Here is an 18,079-nt window from a genome sequence, read left to right on the forward strand (position 1 = left end):
AGGGGTGAAGGGGTGAGAAGAACCCCTGGCTCGTCACCCCTTCACGCCTTCACCCCTTCACCCCTTCAATTCTTGGGCGGCGCCGCCACCGGGCGCACCGTGGTGCCCGGGGCGGGCGCGTTGCCGGGGCCGGTCGGGCTGCTGAACACGTACTCGAACCCGGGGTCGGCGGGGGAGAACGTGGCGTTGCCGGCGCGGGCCGTGCCGCGGAACAGCTCGATCTGCACGGCCGGGGTTTTCGGGGCCGGCGGGGCCAGCTGCAGCACCCGGGCCAGGTCCGCCCGGCCGACCGACAGCTCGCCGCGGGCGTACTTGGCGATGCGGTCCTGCTCCTCGCGGTACTCGGGGCTGCCGGGCTCGGCGAACGGGATCGCCAGCAGCGTCTTCGTCGGCTCCTCCATCGCCCGCGCCCGCAGGTCGTCCAGCCGCTGCTTCTGGGCCGCGGACACCGGCGACAGACTGAGCGTGCCGACGGAGCGGGCGTAGTCCAGCAGGGCGGCGCGGTACGGGTTAACCGCCAGGGTGTGGCCGATCAGGCCGTCCTGCGGCGGGGCGAAGATGGTGAACAGCGACGACCGCTTGGCGATGACCGGCGCTGACTGCACCAGCACGCCGATCTGCGGCACCTTCGCCGGGCTGTCGGTCCGGGCCACGTCCGTCAGGACGAGCACGTCCACCCAGTCGCCGGTGGCGATGAGACCGCCGGCGGCCAGTTCCTTCGGCAGGCCCAGGTCGATGGCCCGGGTGCCGGGGGCGAGGCGGGCGGCCAGCGGCTCCGGCCGCTTCACCGCGGCCAGGTCGGACGCCTTCAGCGGCGTGTCGGCGACGACGCTCTTGGCCGCGTACCGGAACGCCGCGGTGGCCCGCGACGGCGGCAGGTAGTCGGCCTTGTTCGCGTCGTACTCCTTCAGCTCGTCGGCCCGCAGCGGGCGGACGCTCACGTACTGCCCGTCCAGCGAGTCGCCGGGGGTGAGGTGGAGGTTGTAGACCACGACCTGCGGCGGCGGCGGCGGCACGACGACGACCGGCGCGGGGGCCGGCGGCGGCGCCACGGCGGCCGGCGGGCTGAGCCAGCCCATGGTGCGGACCAGGGCCACGACCCCGAGCCCGAGAACGACGGCGATCGCCACCACCGCCAACAGCGACCCGCGCATGGCGGACCCCCCGAGAGCCACGAACCCGGTCGAACCCCGTCCCTCCGTGGAACGTACGCCCGCGGCGCGACGCCGCGAGCGGCAACGGAACTGTCACCCGCCCGCCGGAACCAGCCGCACCTGAACCGGCAGCACCAGCAGCGCCAGCAGCACGATCACGCCGAGCGTCATCGGCAGGGAGAAGCTCAGCAGCCGCCACGGCGCCGCCTTCGCCCGCAGCCCCTGACCCGGCCGGCCCCGCAGCAGCGCCCCGGCCATGCGGGCCAGCGTCAGCACGGTCACCGCGACCAGGGCCACCGCCAGCACGAACAGGAACAGCTTCGGCCCCACCCACGCGCCGACCGCGGCCGCCAGCTTCACGTCGCCGCCGCCGCCGACGCCGAACACCCACAAGACGAAGAACACCCCGAACCCGACGGCGAACCCGGCCAGCGCGAACAGGAATCCGTCGAGCGCCCCGACCGCCGCCCCGTTCGGGCCGAGGCTCCAGGCTTCCGCCCCGTCGGCACCGACCCAGGCGCCGCGGACCAGGTTCATCAGCACGCCGCCGGCGAGGAGCCCGAGCGTCACCGGCTTGGGGACGCGGAGGGTCCGCAGGTCGTGCCAGCAGGCGGCCGACAGGCCGGCGAGCAGCAGGGCGGCGAAGGCCCAGGCGAATCCGGGGGCGGGGAACGTCATAGTCGCCTGCTCAGGGTGCCGGGGCGACCGCGTTCACCGTCACCACCGTCGGCATCACCGCCGCCGCGGTATACGGGACGATGTTCGTGTTCGGGTTGAACACCAGCACGTACCCGTTGCCGATACCGTTGCCGGTACCGTTGCCGTTGCCGTTGCCGTTGCCGGGGTTCACCTGCGAGAACGTGACACTGGGAAAGATCACGCGGACGATGTTGGCCAGGCTGGTGAGCGCGGCGATGCCGGAGTTCCGCAGCGCGACGAGGCCCGGGACCAGGCCGAACACCAGAATGGCGAGGACGAGCACCAGCTCGGTGGAGATCACGGCGGCGGTGTCGTCCGCCCAGAGGCGGCGGAGGAGTCGGGGCATCGGGGCGGTCTCGCGGGTGGCTCGCCCCCGGCGGGTTGCGCCGGTGGTGTCTACCCGTCACTATGACCGCGGCCCGTGGCGGCGCCGCCCCCGACTTGCGGGAAAGTGAACGAATCCGGGCCAATCAGGGTGGGGCCGGGGCGGTCCTGCCGGGCCGCACGAGCACGCCGACGGCGCGGCCGCGCGGCGCATCCGCGCCGGGCGGCACGACCGGGCCGTCAGGGCGCGGGCGACACGACGAACGGGCCGGGGTATTCGAAGTCGGTGTCGACCGGCTCGACCTGGGCGGCCGACAGCTGGTTCGCCGTGGTGTAGTCGACCTGGAGCCCGCCGACGACGGCGACGGTGCTGATGCCGCCCTCGGGGAGGATCATGTAGCCGGAGTAGGTGAACGAGGGCGTGATGCGGCCGAGGAAGTTGCCGATGGTGGTCAGCGCCGAGTTGGTCGAGTTCCGCAGGGCAACCAGCCCCGGGATCAGACCCATCACGAGGACGCCGAGCACGAGGATCAGTTCGCTGGAGATCACCGCCCCGCGGTCGTCGTCCCACAGGCGGCAGAGAAGCGTCGTCACGGTGTCACCTCGTCGGTGCTTTCAGGATTCGCGGCACAACCCCGCGATCACTGTAAACAGGTAGCGCCGGCAGGGTCCACGCAACCGCGCGAGAAACCGCAACCGGATCATCTCCCGGAGCCGGCCAAGGCCGTACGACCGGAATAACTGCGAGAACGGGTGGGACCGGACGGCGCCGGGCGCCGTCCGGACCGGGGACGAAGGGGGATCAGGGAGCCGGCGGGACCACCAGGTAGTTGACCAGGGTCGGGGTGACCTGGGCGGCCGACAGCTGGGTGACCGTCGTGTAGTTGATCTGCAGGCCGCCGACGAGGGCGATGGTGCTGCCGCCGCCGCTGGCGATGACCGCGTAGCCCGAGTACGTGAACGAGGGCGTGATGCGACCGAGGAAGTTGCCGATCGTGGTCAGGGCCGAGTTGACCGAGTTCCGCAGGGCCACGAGGCCGGGGATCAGACCGAAGATGAGGATCCCGAGCACGAGCACCAGCTCGCTCGAGATCACGGCGCCTTGGTCGTCGTCCCACAGGCGGGCGAACAGGTTGCTCACGGCGAGTACCTCTCTGAAAGGAGACAGGAGTGGGCCAATCGACCGACCGCCGGCAGCCAGGCTCCAGTGCGAAAGCTGATGCAGTCGGAAGAAACTTCGCAGGCAAACTACCTGTCTTAACCCGCAGGAGCAACCGTAATCGGAAAGAGTTTCCCAAATTCCCCATCACCGACCGTCCGATTAACCGACACGATCCTCCCAACCGCCACGACTCGCTCACCCGGCGCCACTTAACACCCACCTGTATCATGTGTATCGAACGGGCGACTTATTGCGGTGCGGCGCCCCCCACCGACGCGCCGGCGGCGCGGATTCCGCGGGGTGCGGCGGCGGCGGGGGACGGGGCGGGTATAGTAACTGAATGGGTCGGCCGGATCGTGAGGAATGACCCGGGGAACGCCCGATGCCCGATGACCCACCAATGACCAAGGAAGACGAAGCGACTCCGCCCTTGGTCGTTGGTGGAGCACTGGGCACTGGGCAGTCCCAGCAGGGCCATAACGTCGGGGCCGGCTTCGACTTCTCCGACCCCGACTCGCCGCTGGCACGGTTCTACCTCCGCACCTCGCACGTCGTCGCCGTCGCCGCGATCGCCGCCGTCTTCGCCGCCGCCGCGCTGTTCCCGCTGTGGCACACCGACGTGTGGGGCCACCTCAAGTACGGGCAGTGGATGGTGGAGCACGGCCGCATCCCGGACCGCGAGCCGTTCAGCCCGTGGTGGGACGGCCGCCAGCCGTTCACGCAGTTCTACACGCTCACCCAGCTGGCCATGTACGCCGCCTACGCCGCCGGGGCCAACCTCGCCGGCGGCGACGAGGTGAACCGCCTCGCCGGCGGCGTCGAGTTCCTCCGCATCGAGCACGGCTTCCTCACCGCGGCGCGGTACGTCGTACTGCTGGCCGTGTTCCTGCGGCAGACGAAGTCGTGGAAGCTGGCCCTCGGCGGCATCGGCCTCGTGACGGCGCTGAGCCTGTCGAACCTGGCCGTGTTCCGGCCCCAAACCTTTGCCGAGCTGTACTTCGCGCTGCTGCTGCTGCCGCTGGCGCGGGAGAAGCTGAGCACCGCGGCGCTGGTGGGGCTGCCGCTCCTGATGGCGGTGTGGGCGAACAGCCACGGCAGCTACGTCGTCGGACTGGTGGTGCCGGCGGTACTGCTCGCGGGCCGCGTCGTGGACGCGCTCGCCGCCTCGCCGCGGGTCCTGCCGTGGAACGACGACGGCGTCCGCCGGCTGGCGCTGGCCTGGGTGTTGTGCGTGGCCGCGGTGGCGTTCCTGAACCCCTACGGGCCGGGGCTGTTCAAGCGGACGCTGGAGCTGAGTTCGCACCCGACCCTGATCGGCGGCGTGAGCGAGTGGCGGCCGCTCGGGTTCGAGTGGGCCGCCGGCTGGCACTGGGTGTTCATGCTGTCGCTGGTGGCGATCGGCCTCACGCAGCTGGCGGCGCCGCGGGCCTTCCCCACGGGCCACACCTTCCTGCTGCTGGCGTTCGGGCTCGGCGTGTCGCTGCAGACGCGGTTCGTGATCTGGTGGGCGATGCTGGTGCCGTTCGTGCTCGTGCCGCGCTGGGCGGAGCTGATCGCGGAGTGGCGGGCCGGCCGGCCGGCGGCGGAGCCGGCGGTGCCGTCGCTGCGGAAGACGGCGCTGGCGGTGCTGGTGGCGTGGGCGTTCTTCATGTGGACCGGCCTGGGGGCGTGGGCCACGGGCGGGGCGCCGATGCCGCCGGAAACCGCCGTGTCGGCGGGTACGCCGTGGCAGCTGGCGCGGCAGCTGCGCCACCCGGGCGACCCGGCCGCGGAGTGGAACGCGGAGCTGGGGGCGGTGCTGCGCGGCTACCCGGGCGGGCGGTTCGTCGGCACCGTGATGGCGACGCCGATGATGGGCGACTACCTGATGTGGGAGGTGGGGCCGGAGATCCCGGTGACGTACGCCCACATGCACCTGTTCCCGCCGGACTACTGGGAGGAGCTGGGCGTGGTGGGCCGCGGCTCGCCGGGCTGGTGGGAGGTGCTGGACCGCTACCGGGTGAACCTGCTGGTGGTCGAGGCCGAGTACTCCGGCGGCCTGCGCGAGCAGCTGCGGAAGACCCCGGGCTGGAAGATCGTCGTGGACGAGACGGGCGACGCGGCGGCGAAGCCGAACGCCCTGACGCGCCACCTGGTGGCGGTGCGGGTGAAGCCGCTGTAGCGGCGGGGCCGAACGCCGCCGCGCTTCGACCCGGAACGAGATCGAGAGTCGCCATGTCCGCCGCCCCGCCGACCGCCGCCCCCGGGTTCGCCCGCGCCGTCACGCTGGTCGCGTTCTGCGCCCTGTTCGCGTACTTCAACTCGCTCCACGGCGCGTTCGTGTTCGACGACAACGTCTTCCTCGCCGACCCGAACCTCAGCCGGCCGTGGAAGTCGGCGCTGTGGACGCGGCCGGTGATCGGCTGGTCGCTGGCCGCGAACTACTGGCTCGACGGCACCAACCCGCGCGGCTACCACCTCGCCAACCTCGCCGCCCACGTCGCCGCCGCGCTGCTCCTCGCCGACCTCGTCCGCCGGGTGCTGCTGCGGCCGCGGTTCGCGGGGAGGTACGACGCGACCGCGGGCTGGGTCGGCCTCGCGGCGGGGCTGGTGTGGCTCGTCCACCCGCTGAACACGCAGTCGGTGACGTACGTCGTGCAGCGGTGCGAGTCGTGGATGGGGCTGTTCTACCTCGGCGCCGTGTGGTGCTTCCTCCGCGCGGCCGACGGCAGCCGGTGGTGGTACGCCGCGGCCGCGCTGTCGGCCGCGCTGTCGGCCGGGTGCAAGGAGGTGGCGACGACGCTGCCGGCGGTGCTGGTGCTGTTCGACCGCGCGTTCCTGGCCGGCAGCTGGGCCGGCGTGCTGCGGCGGTGGCGGGCGCACCTGGCCGTCGGCTTCGTGCCGGTCGCGTTCCTGCTGTGGGTGACGTTCGGCGGCCTGGTCTCGGGCGCGTCCGAGGCGACGATCGGCCTCGGCGTCAAACTGTGGACGCCGAAGACGTACGCGCTGACGCAGACGGAGGTGATCTGGCACTACTTCCGGCTGGCGGTGTGGCCGACGGGGCAGGTGCTGGACTACCTCGACTGGCCGGTGCGGGCGTCGCTCGCCGAGGTGTGGCCCTACGCGGCTGGGCTCGCCGCCGTGCTCGCGGTCGTCGCCTACGGCGTCGTCCGGAACCGCGCCTGGGCGGTGCCGGCGGCGGCGGTGTTCCTGATCCTCGCGCCCACGTCGAGCATCGTTCCCATCCAGGACGTGGCGTTCGAGCACCGCATGTACCTGCCGCTGGCGTGCCTGGTGGCGCTGGCGGCGGGGCTCCTCGCCGGCCCGGCGGCGCGACTGCCGGCGCGGCCGGTGGCCGGGGCCGTGGCCGCGCTGGTGATCCTGCTCGGCTTCCTGACGGTGGTGCGGAACGAGGACTACAGCAGCAACTACCGGCTGTACAAGGACAGCGCCGAGAAGCGGCCGGACAACCCGCGGGCGCGCGGGGCCTACGCCGACATCCTGCGCCAGCACGGCGAGTTCGCCGAGGCCGACGCCCAGATCAAGGCCGCGGTGCAGCTGCCGCGGAACACCGCCGCCAACGCGGTGGCGCTCGGCAACGTGCTCTTCGCCCTCGGCGACGCCGACGACGCCGTGCGGTACATCCGCGGGGTTCACGCCCAGTCGCCGACCGACCCGGTGGTGAGCGAGCTGCTCGGCCTGCTGCTGCTGGCGACGGGGAAGCCGGCCGAGGCGGTGGCGCCGCTGGCGGTGGCGCGGGCGGCGAAGCCGTCCGACCCCGCGGTGCTGTTCCGGCTCGGGTCGGCGCAGGCGGGGGCCGGCGACGAGGCCGCCGCGGCGGAGACGTTCGCGGCGCTGAAGGCGGCTGCGCCCGGGTTCGCGGCGACGCTCGTGACGCAGGCCCGGCAGACGGCCATGTCCGACGCGGCGAAGCCGGTCCACCTGCGACTGGCGGCGATCATGGCGGCGGCGGCCCGGCGGCTGGACGGGCCCGACGACGCGGCCGCGCTCGACGCCGCGGCGCTGGCTGAGGCCCGGCTGGGGAACTACCCGGCGGCGGCGGATCTGGCGCGCCGCGCCGCGGCGTCGGCGGAGCGGGCGGGCTGGCCGGCGGACAAGGTGTCGTTGCTCCGGGAACGGGTGGGTTTGTTCGAGGCGAAGAAGCCGTACCTGCCGGCCGAGCTGGCCGCCTACCGGGGGAGCCGGCCGTGAGCGTCGCCGACCACCCCGGTTGCTTGTACTGCGGCGGCCGCGACCTCGACGTGCTGTACACCGGCGTGACGGACCGCCTCGGGCACGTGCCCGGCGAGCGGACGTTTCTGCGCTGCCGCGGCTGCGGCTCGGCCGTGCTCGACCCGCTGCCGCGGACCGAGGAGCTGCCCGGGTTCTACCCGGGCGTGTACAGTTTCGGCGGCGACCTGGGTTCGGGGAGCCGGCTGAAGCGGCTGCTGAGCACGGCCGAGTACCGGGCGTTCGTCCGGCCGGCGTACACGGCGCAGGTCCGCAAGGTGGTGCGGGCGTGCGGGTGGCGGCGCGGGGAGGGCCGGCGGCTCCTCGACGTCGGCTGCGGGCGCGGCCTCCGCCTGCTTGAGTTCCGCGCCCGCGGGTTCGAGGTGGCCGGGCTCGACGTGCTCCCCGACGTGGTGCGGTACGTCCGCGACGACCTCGGCGTCCCGGCCCGGTGCGCCGACGCCGCCGCGGCCGCCGACGAGTACGAGCCGGGGGCGTTCGACCTGGTCACGTCGTTCTTCCTGATCGAGCACGTGCCGGACGTGCGGGCCGCGCTGGCGGGGATGTTCCGGGTGCTGAAGCCCGGCGGGTGGGTGGCAGGGGCGGTGCCGTTCACGGACTGCGTGCAGGCCGGGGTGTTCGGCCGCCGCTGGATCCACACGGCCGAAGCCCCGCGGCACCTGTCGCTGCCGTCCCGGGCGGGGCTGGCGACCGCGTTCCGGGAGGCGGGGTTCGAAGGCTTCCGCATCGTCCCGGACTCGGCCCTCCACTGCGGCGGGCAGGTCGGGTCGTCGCTCGTCCCGGGCGCGACCATCACCCACGCCTACGGCGGGCGGGGGCTCGGCCCGCTGGCCCGGCGGGCGCTCGGGGCCGCGGTCACGTTCGCCGCCGTGCCGTGGTGCGCGTTCGAGAACCACGTCCTCGGCCGGCCGTCGATGGGGATCGCGGTGGCCCGCAAGCCGGGGGCGAGCTGAGATGCGCGTGCTGGTCGTGTGCCACCTCGCGCTGCCGCACGTCGGCGGGGTCGAGAACCTGGTGGACCTGGAGGTCCGGGCGCTGGCCGCGGCCGGGCACGAGGTGCGGCTGCTGACCAGCGACGGGGTCGGGGCCGGGCGGGTGCCCGACTACCCGCCGGCCGTCGGCGTGGTGCGGGTGCCGGCGGCGCACCTGCTGGAGCGGCGGGCGGGCATCCCGTACCCGGTGTTCGGCCCGCGGCTGGTCCCGGCCCTGTGGCGCGCCGTCGGCTGGGCCGACGTGGTGCACGCCCACGGCTTCCTGTTCCAGAACACGGCCGCGGCGGTCGTGGCGGCGCGGCTGTGCGGCAAGGCGTGCGTGCTGACCGACCACGGCGGCGTGCAGCGGTTCGCGTCGCGGGCGGCGACCCTGGCGGCCCGGCTGGGGGCCGAGACGGTGGGCCGGCTGTCGGCCGCCCTGAGCACCCGGACGCTGGCGTACAACAGCCGCGTCCAGGCCACCCTCGACCGGCTCGGCCGGCGGCGCGACACGGCGTTCCTGCCCAACCCGGTGGACCCGGCGGTGTTCGCCCCGCCCACGCCCGCCGAGCGCGCCGCCGCCCGGGCCGAGCTCGGCTGGGCGGCCGACCGCCCGAAGGTGCTGTTCGCCGGCCGGCTGATCCCGACCAAGGGCGTGCCGCTGCTCCTGGCGGCGGCCGACCCGCGGTTTGATTTGGTGTTCTGCGGCCCGGGCGACGTGGGCCTGCTCGGGCCGCTGCCGCGGCCGGGCGTCGAGTACCTGCCGCCCCGCCCGCAGGACCAGCTCCGGCGGCTGTACCACGCGGCCGACGCCCTGGCGCTGCCGGCCGAGGTCCGCGAGGGGTTCCCGCTCGTCGTCCAGGAGGCGGTGGCGTGCGGGCTGCCGGCCGTGCTCGGGTGGGACCCCGGGTTCGCCCCGTACCGCGGCGTTCCGGGGCTCGTGTTCTGCGAGCGCACCCCGGCCGCCGTCCGCGCCGCGGTCGCCGCCGCGCTGGCCGCCGGCACCCGCGTCCGCGGCGCCGGTCCGCCGCCGGAGCCGCCGTTCCCGACCCCCGAGCGGTGGGTACGGGAGCTACTCGCCCTGTTCCCCGTGCCCCGGAGGACCGCCCGATGACCCCGCCCACCCCGCCCGGCGTGTGGGTCGTGATCGCCGCGTACAACGAGTCGGCGCGGCTCGGCAACACCCTCGCCGAGCTGGCGCCGCACGCCACGAACGTCGTCGTCGTGGACGACGGCAGCCGCGACGACACCGCCGCCGTGGCCCGCGCCGCCGGCGTGTGGGTGCTGCGCCACCCGATCAACCGCGGCCAGGGCGCCGCCCTCCAGACCGGCATCCGCTTCGCCCTGCAACAGGGTGCCGAGTACGTCGTCACCTTCGACGCCGACGGCCAGCACGACCCCACCGAGATCCCCAAGCTCCTGGCGCCCGTGGTCGAGGGCCGCGCCGACGCCGCGCTCGGCTCGCGCTTCCTCGGCCGCACCGTCGGCATGCCCGCGTCCCGCCGGCTGGTGCTGAAGGCGGCGGTCGTGTTCACGCGGGTGGTGTCGCAGATCAACGTGACGGACGCGCACAACGGCTTCCGCGCCCTGAGCCGCGCCGCCGCGGAGGGGATCCGCATCCGCCAGGACCGCATGGCGCACGCCTCGGAAATCCTGGACGAGGTGCGGCGGCTGAAGCTGCGGTACGTCGAGGTGCCGGTGACGATCCGCTACACGGCGGCGACGCTGGCGAAGGGGCAGAGTTCGTGGAACTCGCTCAGCATCGTGTGGCAGTTGCTCGTCGGCAAGGTGGTGAAATGACGCCCTTCCAGATCGCGGCCGTGTCGGTGCTGGCGGCGCTGTTCGTGCGCGACGTGCTGCGCTGGGGCCGGTCGCACCTGACGCACGGGGTGCGGCTGCTGCGGCTGGCGGCGTGGGCCGCGGCGGCGGTAACGATCGCCGACCCGGGCCTGTTGCAGTCGGTGGCGAACCTGCTGGGCATCGGCCGCGCCGCGGACGTGGTGCTGTACCTGACGGCGCTGGGCGGGCTGTGGGTGGCGTTCTACCTGTACACCCGCTGCCTGCGGCTGGAGCGCGAGATCACGGCGCTGACGCGCCACCTGGCCATCCGCGACGCCACCCCGCCCGCCGCCGACCGCCGCGGATGATTCTGCCGGCCGAGGGGGGTCGATTCCCGGCAACATGTCACCGACTCATAATAAAGTCCGTTCGCACGAGTGTCGAGCTGCGCGTGGGTCGGAAGTCATTCATCCGTAGCGATTTCGGTCGGTCGCCCAGTGGGACGTATCCGTTCGGGCCAGGATAAGTGTTTCCGACGCCCCACACCAGATCGTGGAAACAATGACGGCGGAACGGGCGTCTGCCGCCCGCCAGGGTCGCTGGGCGGACTTGCGAGGGTGTCGAAACGGCGCGATAATGCTCGTAGAAGGGAGCCGCCCGATGCCCGATCCCACTTCGGCCGTGACCACCGCGCTGAAATGGGCCTGGGACAACTGGGATGTGATCAAGAAGCGATTGGCGGAGCTCGCCGGGCTGGTGAAGGGGCCGACTGACCGGCCGATCCTGATCCTTGGCCCGGGTGGGTGCGGCAAGACGACACTCCTCCACATCCTCGCCGGCGACCGCGACTGGCTCCGCGACACGCCGTGGGTGTACACCGAGAGTATCGGTGAGGAGCGGAAGCCGCTCGGCGACGATCCATCGGTGCAGGTGGTGGTGACCCCCGGCCAGCCGCACCGGGCGCACACCTTCTGGAGGGACGTGCAGGCGGACGTGTCCGCCGGCAAGTATCGCGGCGTCGTGCTGCTGACGGCGTTCGGCTACCATACTTTGAGCGGCAGTAGCCCGGCGAAAGCCCACCCGCTCTATCAACCTGGCGGCCGGCAACCGACGGCGGACTTCCTGACCCGGTTCGTGGACGACCGGCGGGCGGAGGAGGTCCGCGTGTTGCGAAACCTCGCGCCCCACCTCCGGGCGTGCCCGAAACCGGTCTGGCTGCTAACGGTAGTGGCGAAGCAAGACCTCTGGGCGCACGAGCAGGCTGCGGCCGACGCCTTCTACCGGTCCGGCGACTTCGGCGCGGTCGTGGCCGAACTGGCCGCCGGGCGGAACGCGGCGGGGTTCCGGCACGAGCTCGTGTTCGGGTCGCTCGTCATCGCCAACTTCGAGTCCGGGGCAGGCGAGGTGCTGCGGAAGAACGCGGCCGGGTACGACCAGCGTGCCCAAGTCGGGTCGGTGCGCCGGCTGGTCGAGGTCATTCACAGGCTGGTCGAGTGGGAGGGCCGGTGATGAGCGAACACGCCACGACGGACGCGAGCACCGACACGACTTCGATCTACGGCGACCAGCGCCGTCGACGGCAGTACCGGATCGTGGCCCGGCTCCTGCGGGAGTACACGGCCCGTGTGTACCGCATCGCCGACAACCTCGGTGCCTACCTCGACGGGTTCCTCCCCAGCCACCCGGACGGGTCGCCGCCGCCGCGGTCCGTCGTCACCGACGTCGGTCGATTCCGGCTCGTCTGGGAAGACATACTCGACGCGGCGCTCCAGGCGTCGCAGATGTTGGTGCACTTCCGCCTCTACCCGGCCGAGGAGGCGGAACTGCGGCTCCGACTCAAGGACGCCGAACACGTCGTAGGGCGAACCGCCGAGTTGGTTAACGATATCGTCGCCTGCGGCGGGGTCGCCTTCGGCGACCCTATGGCGGCCGAGCGCGTGCAGGCCGCGATATACCTGTCGCGCCGGCCGTTCCGCAGGTGATCCCTCACCCCTCGTCCTGCTCGCGGAGCTTGGCGAGGATGCTGTAGTCCTCCAGCGTCGTCGTGTCGCCCTTCCCCTCGCGGCCGGCGGCGATGTCGCGCAGCAGCCGGCGCATGATCTTCCCGCTCCGCGTCTTCGGCAGCGCGTCCGTGAACCGCACGTCGTCCGGCCGGGCCAGCGCCCCGATCTCCTTCGTCACGTGCTTCTTCAACTCGTCCTTCAGCCCGTCCGACGCGGGCACGCCCTGCTTCAGCGTCACGAAGCAGCAGATCCCCTCCCCCTTGATCTCGTCCGGCCGGCCCACCACCGCCGCCTCCGCCACCTTCGGGTGGTTCACCAGGGCGCTCTCCACCTCCATCGTGCTCAGCCGGTGGCCGCTCACGTTCAACACGTCATCGACCCGGCCCATCACCCAGATGTAACCGTCGTCGTCCTGGCGGGCGCCGTCGGCGGTGAAATAGATGCCCGGGTAGTTGCTCCAGTACGTCGCCTTGAACCGCTCGTCGTCGCCGTAGATGGTGCGCATCATGCTCGGCCACGGCCGCTTCACCACCAGGAACCCGCCCTGGTTCGCCGGCACCGGGTTCCCCTCCTTGTCCACCACCACCGCCGCGATCCCCGGCAGCGGCTTCGTCGCGCTCCCCGGCTTCGTGAACATCGCCCCCGGCAGCGGCGAGATCATGATGGACCCCGTCTCCGTCTGCCACCACGTATCGACGATCGGGCAGCGGCCGCCGCCGATCACCTCGTGGTACCACATCCACGCCTCCGGGTTGATCGGCTCGCCCACGCTGCCGAGCAGCCGCAGCGAGCTCAGGTCGCGGCCCTTCGGGTGCTGGTCGCCCCACTTGATGAACGCCCGGATGGCCGTCGGCGCGGTGTACAGGATGGTGACGCGGTACTTTTCGATGATCTCCCAGAACCGGTCCTCGCGCGGGTGGTTCGGGGCGCCCTCGTACATCATCACCGTCGCGGCGTTCGCCAGCGGGCCGTACGCGATGTACGTGTGGCCGGTGATCCAGCCCACGTCCGCGGTGCACCAGTACACGTCCTCGTCCTTGATGTCGAAGACCCACTTGTGGGTCAGCGCCGCGCCGAGGAGGTAGCCGCCGGTCGTGTGCAGCACGCCCTTCGGCTTCCCGGTGCTGCCGGACGTGTACAGGATGAACAGCGGGTGCTCGCTGTCGAGTTCCTCGGCCGGGCAGTCGGCGCTGACGTCGGACATCAGGTCGTGCCACCACACGTCGCGGCCCGGGTGCATGTGGACGGACGTGTTGCGGGCGCGCTGGAACACCACGCAGTTCTTCACGGTCGGCGACTTCTTCAGCGCCTCGTCCACGTTCTGCTTGAGGTGGACGGCGTTGCCGCGGCGCCAGCCGATGTCGGACGTGATGACGAGCTTGGCCCCGGCGTCGTTGTTCCGGTCGGCGACGGCCTCGGCGCTGAACCCGCCGAAGATGACCGAGTGGACCGCGCCGATCCGGGCGCAGGCGAGCATGGCGATCACGGCCTCCGGCGTCATCGGCATGTAGATGGTGACGCGGTCGCCCTTCGCCACGCCGAGCTGCTTGAGGCCGTTGGCGAACTTGCAGACCTGGTAGTGGAGCTGCTGGTAGGTGAGGGTGCGGGTGTCGCCGGGCTCGCCCTCCCAGATGATGGCGGCCTTGTTCCGGTGCGGCCCGGCGAGGTGCCGGTCGAGGCAGTTGTAGCTGACGTTCGTGGTGCCGCCGACGAACCACTTGAAGAACGGCGGGTTCGACCCGTCGAACACGGCGTCCCACTTCTTGAACCAGTGGAGGCTCTCGGCGTGGTGCGCCCAGAAGCCCTCGGGGTCCTTCTCGGCCCAGGCGGCGAGGCGGTCGCGCTCGGCGGCGGAGATGGCGGCGGCGGCGACGAAGCCGGCCGGCGGCTCGAAGCGACGGGTCTCGTTCAGGACGCTGGTGATGTTGACGGACACGGGAGAGCCCTTCGGCGGGGAACGGACGGGTGGTGGGGTTCGGTATAAGAAGGGGATGCCGGCGGTGGTAGCCGCCCGGACTTCGCCGCTCGCGACGTAGCGGGGCATGCCCGGCTACGCCGCGAGCGGCGAAGCCCCGAGCCGAATCGGTCCCGAGGAACCCCCGCGCATGTCGGACACGTTCACCATCGGCCTCGTGCAGATGCGCATGGCCCCGGACCGCGAGGCGAACCTCCGCACCGCCGAGGCCGGCATCGCCGCGGCCGCGAAGGCCGGGGCGCAGGTCGTCTGCCTCCCGGAGCTGTTCACCGGGTACTACTTCTGCCAGCGCGAGGACATCGCCCTGTTCGACCTCGCCGAGCCCATCCCCGGCCCCGGCGAGGAGCGGCTCGCCAAGGCGGCGAAGGCCCACGGCGTCGTCGTGGTCGGGTCGTTCTTCGAGAAGCGGATGGCCGGCGTGTACCACAACACCGCCACCGTCCACGACGCGAAGGGCGAGCTCCTCGGCATCTACCGCAAGATGCACATCCCCGACGACCCGCTGTTCCTGGAAAAATTCTACTTCACCCCCGGCGACACCGGCTTCAAGGTGTTTAACACCGGCCCGGCGAAGGTCGGCACGCTCGTGTGCTGGGACCAGTGGTACCCCGAAGCCGCCCGCCTGACGGCGCTGCAGGGCGCGGAGGTGATCTTCTACCCGACGGCGATCGGCTGGCACCCGCGCGAGAAGGCCGAGTACGGCGAGGCGCAGCACTCGGCGTGGGAGACGAGCATGCGCGGCCACGCCATCGCCAACGGCACGTACGTCGCTGCGGTGAACCGCGTCGGCCACGAGGTGATCGTCGGCGAGGGGCTGGAGTTCTGGGGCGGGTCGTTCGTGAGCGACCCGTTCGGCCGCGTGCTCAAGCGCGCCAGCCACGACCGGGAAGAGATCCTGACGGTGACGTGCAGCCGGAAGCTGATGGAGGACGTGCGGCGGAACTGGCCGTTCTTCCGCGACCGCCGCATCGACGCCTACGGCAACATCGTGAAGCGCGTCAGCGACTGACAGGGGGTTGTCATCGCCCGCCGGAAGCCGCCGCCGACCGCGGCCGCCGCCCCACGGCCGCCGCTGTGGACCGCCGAGCGCGCCGCGGCGCTGGCGCTCGGGGTGCTGTTCTTCGTGCTCGGCTACCTGCTGCCGGGGCCGAAGCCGTGGACGACGCGCGAGGTGTTCACGTTCGTCGTCTTCCCGGTCGTGTGCGTGTGGTCGCCGGGGCTGGCGGCGTTCATCGACCGCGTCGCCGACCCGCGGCCGGCGCGGTACTACCCGGTCGTGTTCTTCCGCTGGTTCGGCTGGGTGGTGCTGGTGCTGGTGAACGGCGCCCACCAGTACCAGCGGTGGGCGCCGCCTGCGTCTTGAGCCCGGAGGGCGACGGCGTGTAGCCCGGGGTGGCAACCCCGGGCGGCGTGAGCCCGGCGCGATTCACCTTCGCCACCCTGTCGCCCGGAGCCCTCTCCCATGCGATTCCTCCTCGCGCTGCTCCTCGCGGCCGGCGCCGGCACCGCCGTCGCCGCCGACTGGAAGCCCGCCGCGACCCCACTCATGACGAAGTGGGGCAAGCAGGTCACCGCCGAGAAGCAGCCGTGGCCCGAGTACCCGCGGCCGCAGCTCGTCCGCGACCAGTGGCTCAACCTCAACGGCCTCTGGGACTACGCCATCACCCCGCGCGCCGCCCCGCGGCCGGAGAAGTGGGACGGCCAAATCCTCGTCCCGTTCTGCGCCGAGTCGGCGCTGTCCGGCGTCGGCCGCCGCGTCACGCCCGACCAGCACCTGTGGTACAAGCGCAGCGTCGAGGTGCCCGCCGGCTGGGCGGGCAAGCGCGTCCTCCTGCACTTCGGCGCCGTGGACTGGGAAGCGACCGTGTTCGTCAACGGCAAGGAACTGGTGACGCACCGCGGCGGCTCCGACCCGTTCACCATTGACATCACCGACGCGCTGCGGCCCGGCGCGAACGAGATCGTCGTGCGCGTGTGGGACCCGACCGACACCGGCGCCCAGCCGCGCGGCAAGCAGGTGATGAGCCCCGAGGGCATCTGGTACACGCCCGTCACCGGCATCTGGCAGACGGTGTGGCTGGAGCCGGTGTTCCCGCACATGCACGTCCGCCGCGTCCGCTTCACCCCCGACATCGACCGCGGCGAGGTCGAGGTGATCGTCGAGATCGACGACCCGCACCCGTCGGTGTGGGCCACGGTCGAAGGGCCGGGGATGAAGGGCGAGACGATCCAGACTGGCGCGAAGTACCGGCTCAAGGTGCCCGACGCGAAGCTGTGGACGCCCGACACGCCGCACCTCTACCCGGCGACGATCGTCCTGAGCAAGAACCTGCCCGGCGGCGCGCGGATTACCAACGGCGACCGCGTCTCCACCTACTTCGCCATGCGGAAGGTGTCGGCCGGCAAGGACGCCAACGGCGTGCTGCGGCTGATGCTCAACAACCGGCCGCTGTTCCAGTACGGCCCGCTGGATCAAGGCTGGTGGCCCGACGGGCTCCTCACGCCGCCGTCCGACGAAGCCATGCGCTACGACGTGGACGTGCTCAAGCGGATGGGCTTCAACATGCTGCGGAAGCACATCAAGGTCGAGCCGGCGCGGTTCTACCACCACTGCGACAAGGTCGGCATGCTCGTGTGGCAGGACATGCCCAGCGGCGGCGTGCCGAAGCGCGGCCAGCTCATCGGGCCGGACGCCAAGCAGGACGCCACCTTCACCCCCGCCGAGAAGGCGCAGTTCCGCACCGAGCTGAAGGCGATGATCGACCACCTCCGCGTCTTCCCCAGCATTTATTGCTGGGTGCCGTTCAACGAGGGGTGGGGCCAGCACGACACGAACGACGTGCTGAAGTGGACGAAGGAGTACGACCCGTCGCGGCTGACGAACGGCCCGAGCGGCTGGGCCGACCGCGGCTTCGGCGACATGAAGGACGCCCACATCTACCCCGGCCCCGGCATGTTCCCGGTGATGCCGGACCGCGTCAGCGTCCTCGGCGAGTTCGGCGGCCTGGGCCTCCCCGTCGCCGGGCGGCTGTGGAAGGACAAGGGGAACTGGGGCTACCGCACCTACAAGACGCGCGAGGAGCTGCGCGACAATTATCAGCGGCTCGCGGTCGCGCTGCGGCCGCTGGTCGCCCGCGGGCTGGCGGCGGCGGTCTACACCCAAACCACCGACGTGGAAGTCGAGGTGAACGGCCTCATGACCTACGACCGCGAGGTCATCAAGTTCGACGTGGCCGAGCTCGCCGGCTGGCACCGCCCGCTGTACGGCCCGCCGCCGACGATCACCGAGCTGGTACCCACGTCCGAGAAGGCGGCGCAGACGTGGCGCTACACCACGACGCGCCCCGCCGCGGGCTGGGAGAAGGCCGACTTCGACGCCGCGGCGTGGAGCGAGGGGCCGGGCGGGTTCGGCACGAAGGGGACGCCCGGCGGCGTGATCCGCACCGAGTGGAAGACCAATGACGTGTGGCTGCGCCGCACCGCGGAGCTGAAGGCGGCGCCGGCCGGCGAGGCGATGCTGCGGCTGCACCACGACGAGGACGCGGAAGTGTTCATCAACGGCGTGCTGGCGGCGCGGGTGACGGGGTTCACGACGGCGTATGTGGAGGTGCCGCTGACGGCGGCGGGGCGGGCGGCGCTGCGGCCGGGGCGGAACGTGATCGCAATTCACTGCCGGCAGACGGGCGGCGGGCAGTACATCGACGCGGGGCTGGTGGAGGTGAAGTGAGGCCGCCGCTTGCGGCTTCGCGCTGGGCAGCGCGAAGCCGCAAGCGGCGGAACCG

At 72.2% G+C, this 18,079-nt stretch carries 17 protein-coding genes; 11 read left to right on the plus strand and 6 right to left on the minus strand.

Going from position 1 to position 18,079, the window contains the following annotated elements; genetic code table 11:
* Nucleotides 1–65: 65 nt before the first annotated feature.
* From cpaB to ETAA1_RS31030, 5 genes are all read right to left on the minus strand, one after another.
* Nucleotides 66–1,154 (minus strand): Flp pilus assembly protein CpaB, encoded by a 1,089-nt coding sequence (gene cpaB, locus ETAA1_RS31010; protein ID WP_145244461.1) that lies wholly within the window; start codon nucleotides 1,152–1,154, stop codon nucleotides 66–68.
* A gap of 93 nt (nucleotides 1,155–1,247) precedes the next feature.
* Nucleotides 1,248–1,832 (minus strand): prepilin peptidase, encoded by a 585-nt coding sequence (locus ETAA1_RS31015; RefSeq protein ID WP_145244462.1) that lies wholly within the window; start codon nucleotides 1,830–1,832, stop codon nucleotides 1,248–1,250.
* Between the two features lie 10 nt (nucleotides 1,833–1,842).
* Nucleotides 1,843–2,199, minus strand: a complete 357-nt coding sequence (locus ETAA1_RS31020; RefSeq protein ID WP_145244463.1) for a hypothetical protein — start codon at nucleotides 2,197–2,199, stop codon at nucleotides 1,843–1,845.
* Nucleotides 2,200–2,417: 218 nt separating this feature from the next.
* The gene (locus ETAA1_RS31025) at nucleotides 2,418–2,771 is read right to left on the minus strand and encodes a Flp family type IVb pilin (RefSeq protein WP_145244464.1); all 354 of its coding nucleotides are present in this window, start codon (nucleotides 2,769–2,771) and stop codon (nucleotides 2,418–2,420) included.
* A 208-nt stretch (nucleotides 2,772–2,979) separates the two neighbouring features.
* A complete protein-coding gene (locus ETAA1_RS31030) occupies nucleotides 2,980–3,318 on the minus strand; it encodes a hypothetical protein (protein WP_145244465.1) in 339 nt (112 codons plus the stop codon).
* A 421-nt stretch (nucleotides 3,319–3,739) separates the two neighbouring features.
* Between ETAA1_RS31030 and ETAA1_RS31035 the strand changes: the two genes are divergently transcribed.
* The 8 genes from ETAA1_RS31035 to ETAA1_RS31075 all read left to right on the plus strand — a co-directional run bounded on the left by ETAA1_RS31035 (nucleotide 3,740) and on the right by ETAA1_RS31075 (nucleotide 12,301).
* Nucleotides 3,740–5,500: a hypothetical protein gene (locus tag ETAA1_RS31035; RefSeq protein WP_145244466.1), complete on the plus strand. Its 1,761-nt coding sequence runs from the start codon at nucleotides 3,740–3,742 to the stop codon at nucleotides 5,498–5,500.
* A 53-nt stretch (nucleotides 5,501–5,553) separates the two neighbouring features.
* Nucleotides 5,554–7,530: a tetratricopeptide repeat protein gene (locus ETAA1_RS32600; protein ID WP_202920543.1), complete on the plus strand. Its 1,977-nt coding sequence runs from the start codon at nucleotides 5,554–5,556 to the stop codon at nucleotides 7,528–7,530.
* On the plus strand, nucleotides 7,527–8,522 hold the full coding sequence (locus ETAA1_RS31050; RefSeq protein WP_202920544.1) for a class I SAM-dependent methyltransferase: 996 nt from the start codon (nucleotides 7,527–7,529) through the stop codon (nucleotides 8,520–8,522). Before ETAA1_RS32600 ends, ETAA1_RS31050 begins: the two co-directional genes overlap by 4 nt.
* 1 nt (nucleotide 8,523) lies before the next feature.
* Entirely contained in the window at nucleotides 8,524–9,654 is a 1,131-nt protein-coding gene (locus tag ETAA1_RS31055) for a glycosyltransferase family 4 protein (protein WP_145244470.1), read from the plus strand.
* A complete protein-coding gene (locus tag ETAA1_RS31060; RefSeq protein ID WP_145244471.1) occupies nucleotides 9,651–10,340 on the plus strand; it encodes a glycosyltransferase family 2 protein in 690 nt (229 codons plus the stop codon). Before ETAA1_RS31055 ends, ETAA1_RS31060 begins: the two co-directional genes overlap by 4 nt.
* Entirely contained in the window at nucleotides 10,337–10,687 is a 351-nt protein-coding gene (locus ETAA1_RS31065; RefSeq protein WP_145244472.1) for a DUF2304 domain-containing protein, read from the plus strand. Before ETAA1_RS31060 ends, ETAA1_RS31065 begins: the two co-directional genes overlap by 4 nt.
* Nucleotides 10,688–10,979: 292 nt before the next feature.
* The gene (locus ETAA1_RS31070; protein WP_145244473.1) at nucleotides 10,980–11,828 is read left to right on the plus strand and encodes an ATP-binding protein; all 849 of its coding nucleotides are present in this window, start codon (nucleotides 10,980–10,982) and stop codon (nucleotides 11,826–11,828) included.
* Complete coding sequence (locus tag ETAA1_RS31075; RefSeq protein WP_145244474.1) at nucleotides 11,828–12,301, plus strand: hypothetical protein; 474 nt, start codon at nucleotides 11,828–11,830, stop codon at nucleotides 12,299–12,301. The genes ETAA1_RS31070 and ETAA1_RS31075 overlap by 1 nt, the downstream gene beginning before the upstream one ends.
* Nucleotides 12,302–12,305: 4 nt before the next feature.
* Here ETAA1_RS31075 and acs read toward each other — a convergent pair whose 3' ends face one another.
* Nucleotides 12,306–14,258 (minus strand): acetate--CoA ligase, encoded by a 1,953-nt coding sequence (gene acs, locus ETAA1_RS31080; protein ID WP_238389332.1) that lies wholly within the window; start codon nucleotides 14,256–14,258, stop codon nucleotides 12,306–12,308.
* Nucleotides 14,259–14,427: 169 nt separating this feature from the next.
* On the opposite strand from acs, the gene ETAA1_RS31085 reads away from it, so the two are divergent.
* The 3 genes from ETAA1_RS31085 to ETAA1_RS31095 all read left to right on the plus strand — a co-directional run bounded on the left by ETAA1_RS31085 (nucleotide 14,428) and on the right by ETAA1_RS31095 (nucleotide 18,024).
* On the plus strand, nucleotides 14,428–15,306 hold the full coding sequence (locus tag ETAA1_RS31085; protein WP_145244476.1) for a carbon-nitrogen hydrolase: 879 nt from the start codon (nucleotides 14,428–14,430) through the stop codon (nucleotides 15,304–15,306).
* A gap of 102 nt (nucleotides 15,307–15,408) precedes the next feature.
* The gene (locus ETAA1_RS31090; protein ID WP_145244477.1) at nucleotides 15,409–15,660 is read left to right on the plus strand and encodes a hypothetical protein; all 252 of its coding nucleotides are present in this window, start codon (nucleotides 15,409–15,411) and stop codon (nucleotides 15,658–15,660) included.
* Nucleotides 15,661–15,759: 99 nt separating this feature from the next.
* Entirely contained in the window at nucleotides 15,760–18,024 is a 2,265-nt protein-coding gene (locus ETAA1_RS31095) for a glycoside hydrolase family 2 protein (protein WP_145244478.1), read from the plus strand.
* Nucleotides 18,025–18,079: the final 55 nt, after the last annotated feature.

Source organism: Urbifossiella limnaea, from assembly GCF_007747215.1.
In the GTDB taxonomy this organism is placed as follows: domain Bacteria; phylum Planctomycetota; class Planctomycetia; order Gemmatales; family Gemmataceae; genus Urbifossiella; species Urbifossiella limnaea.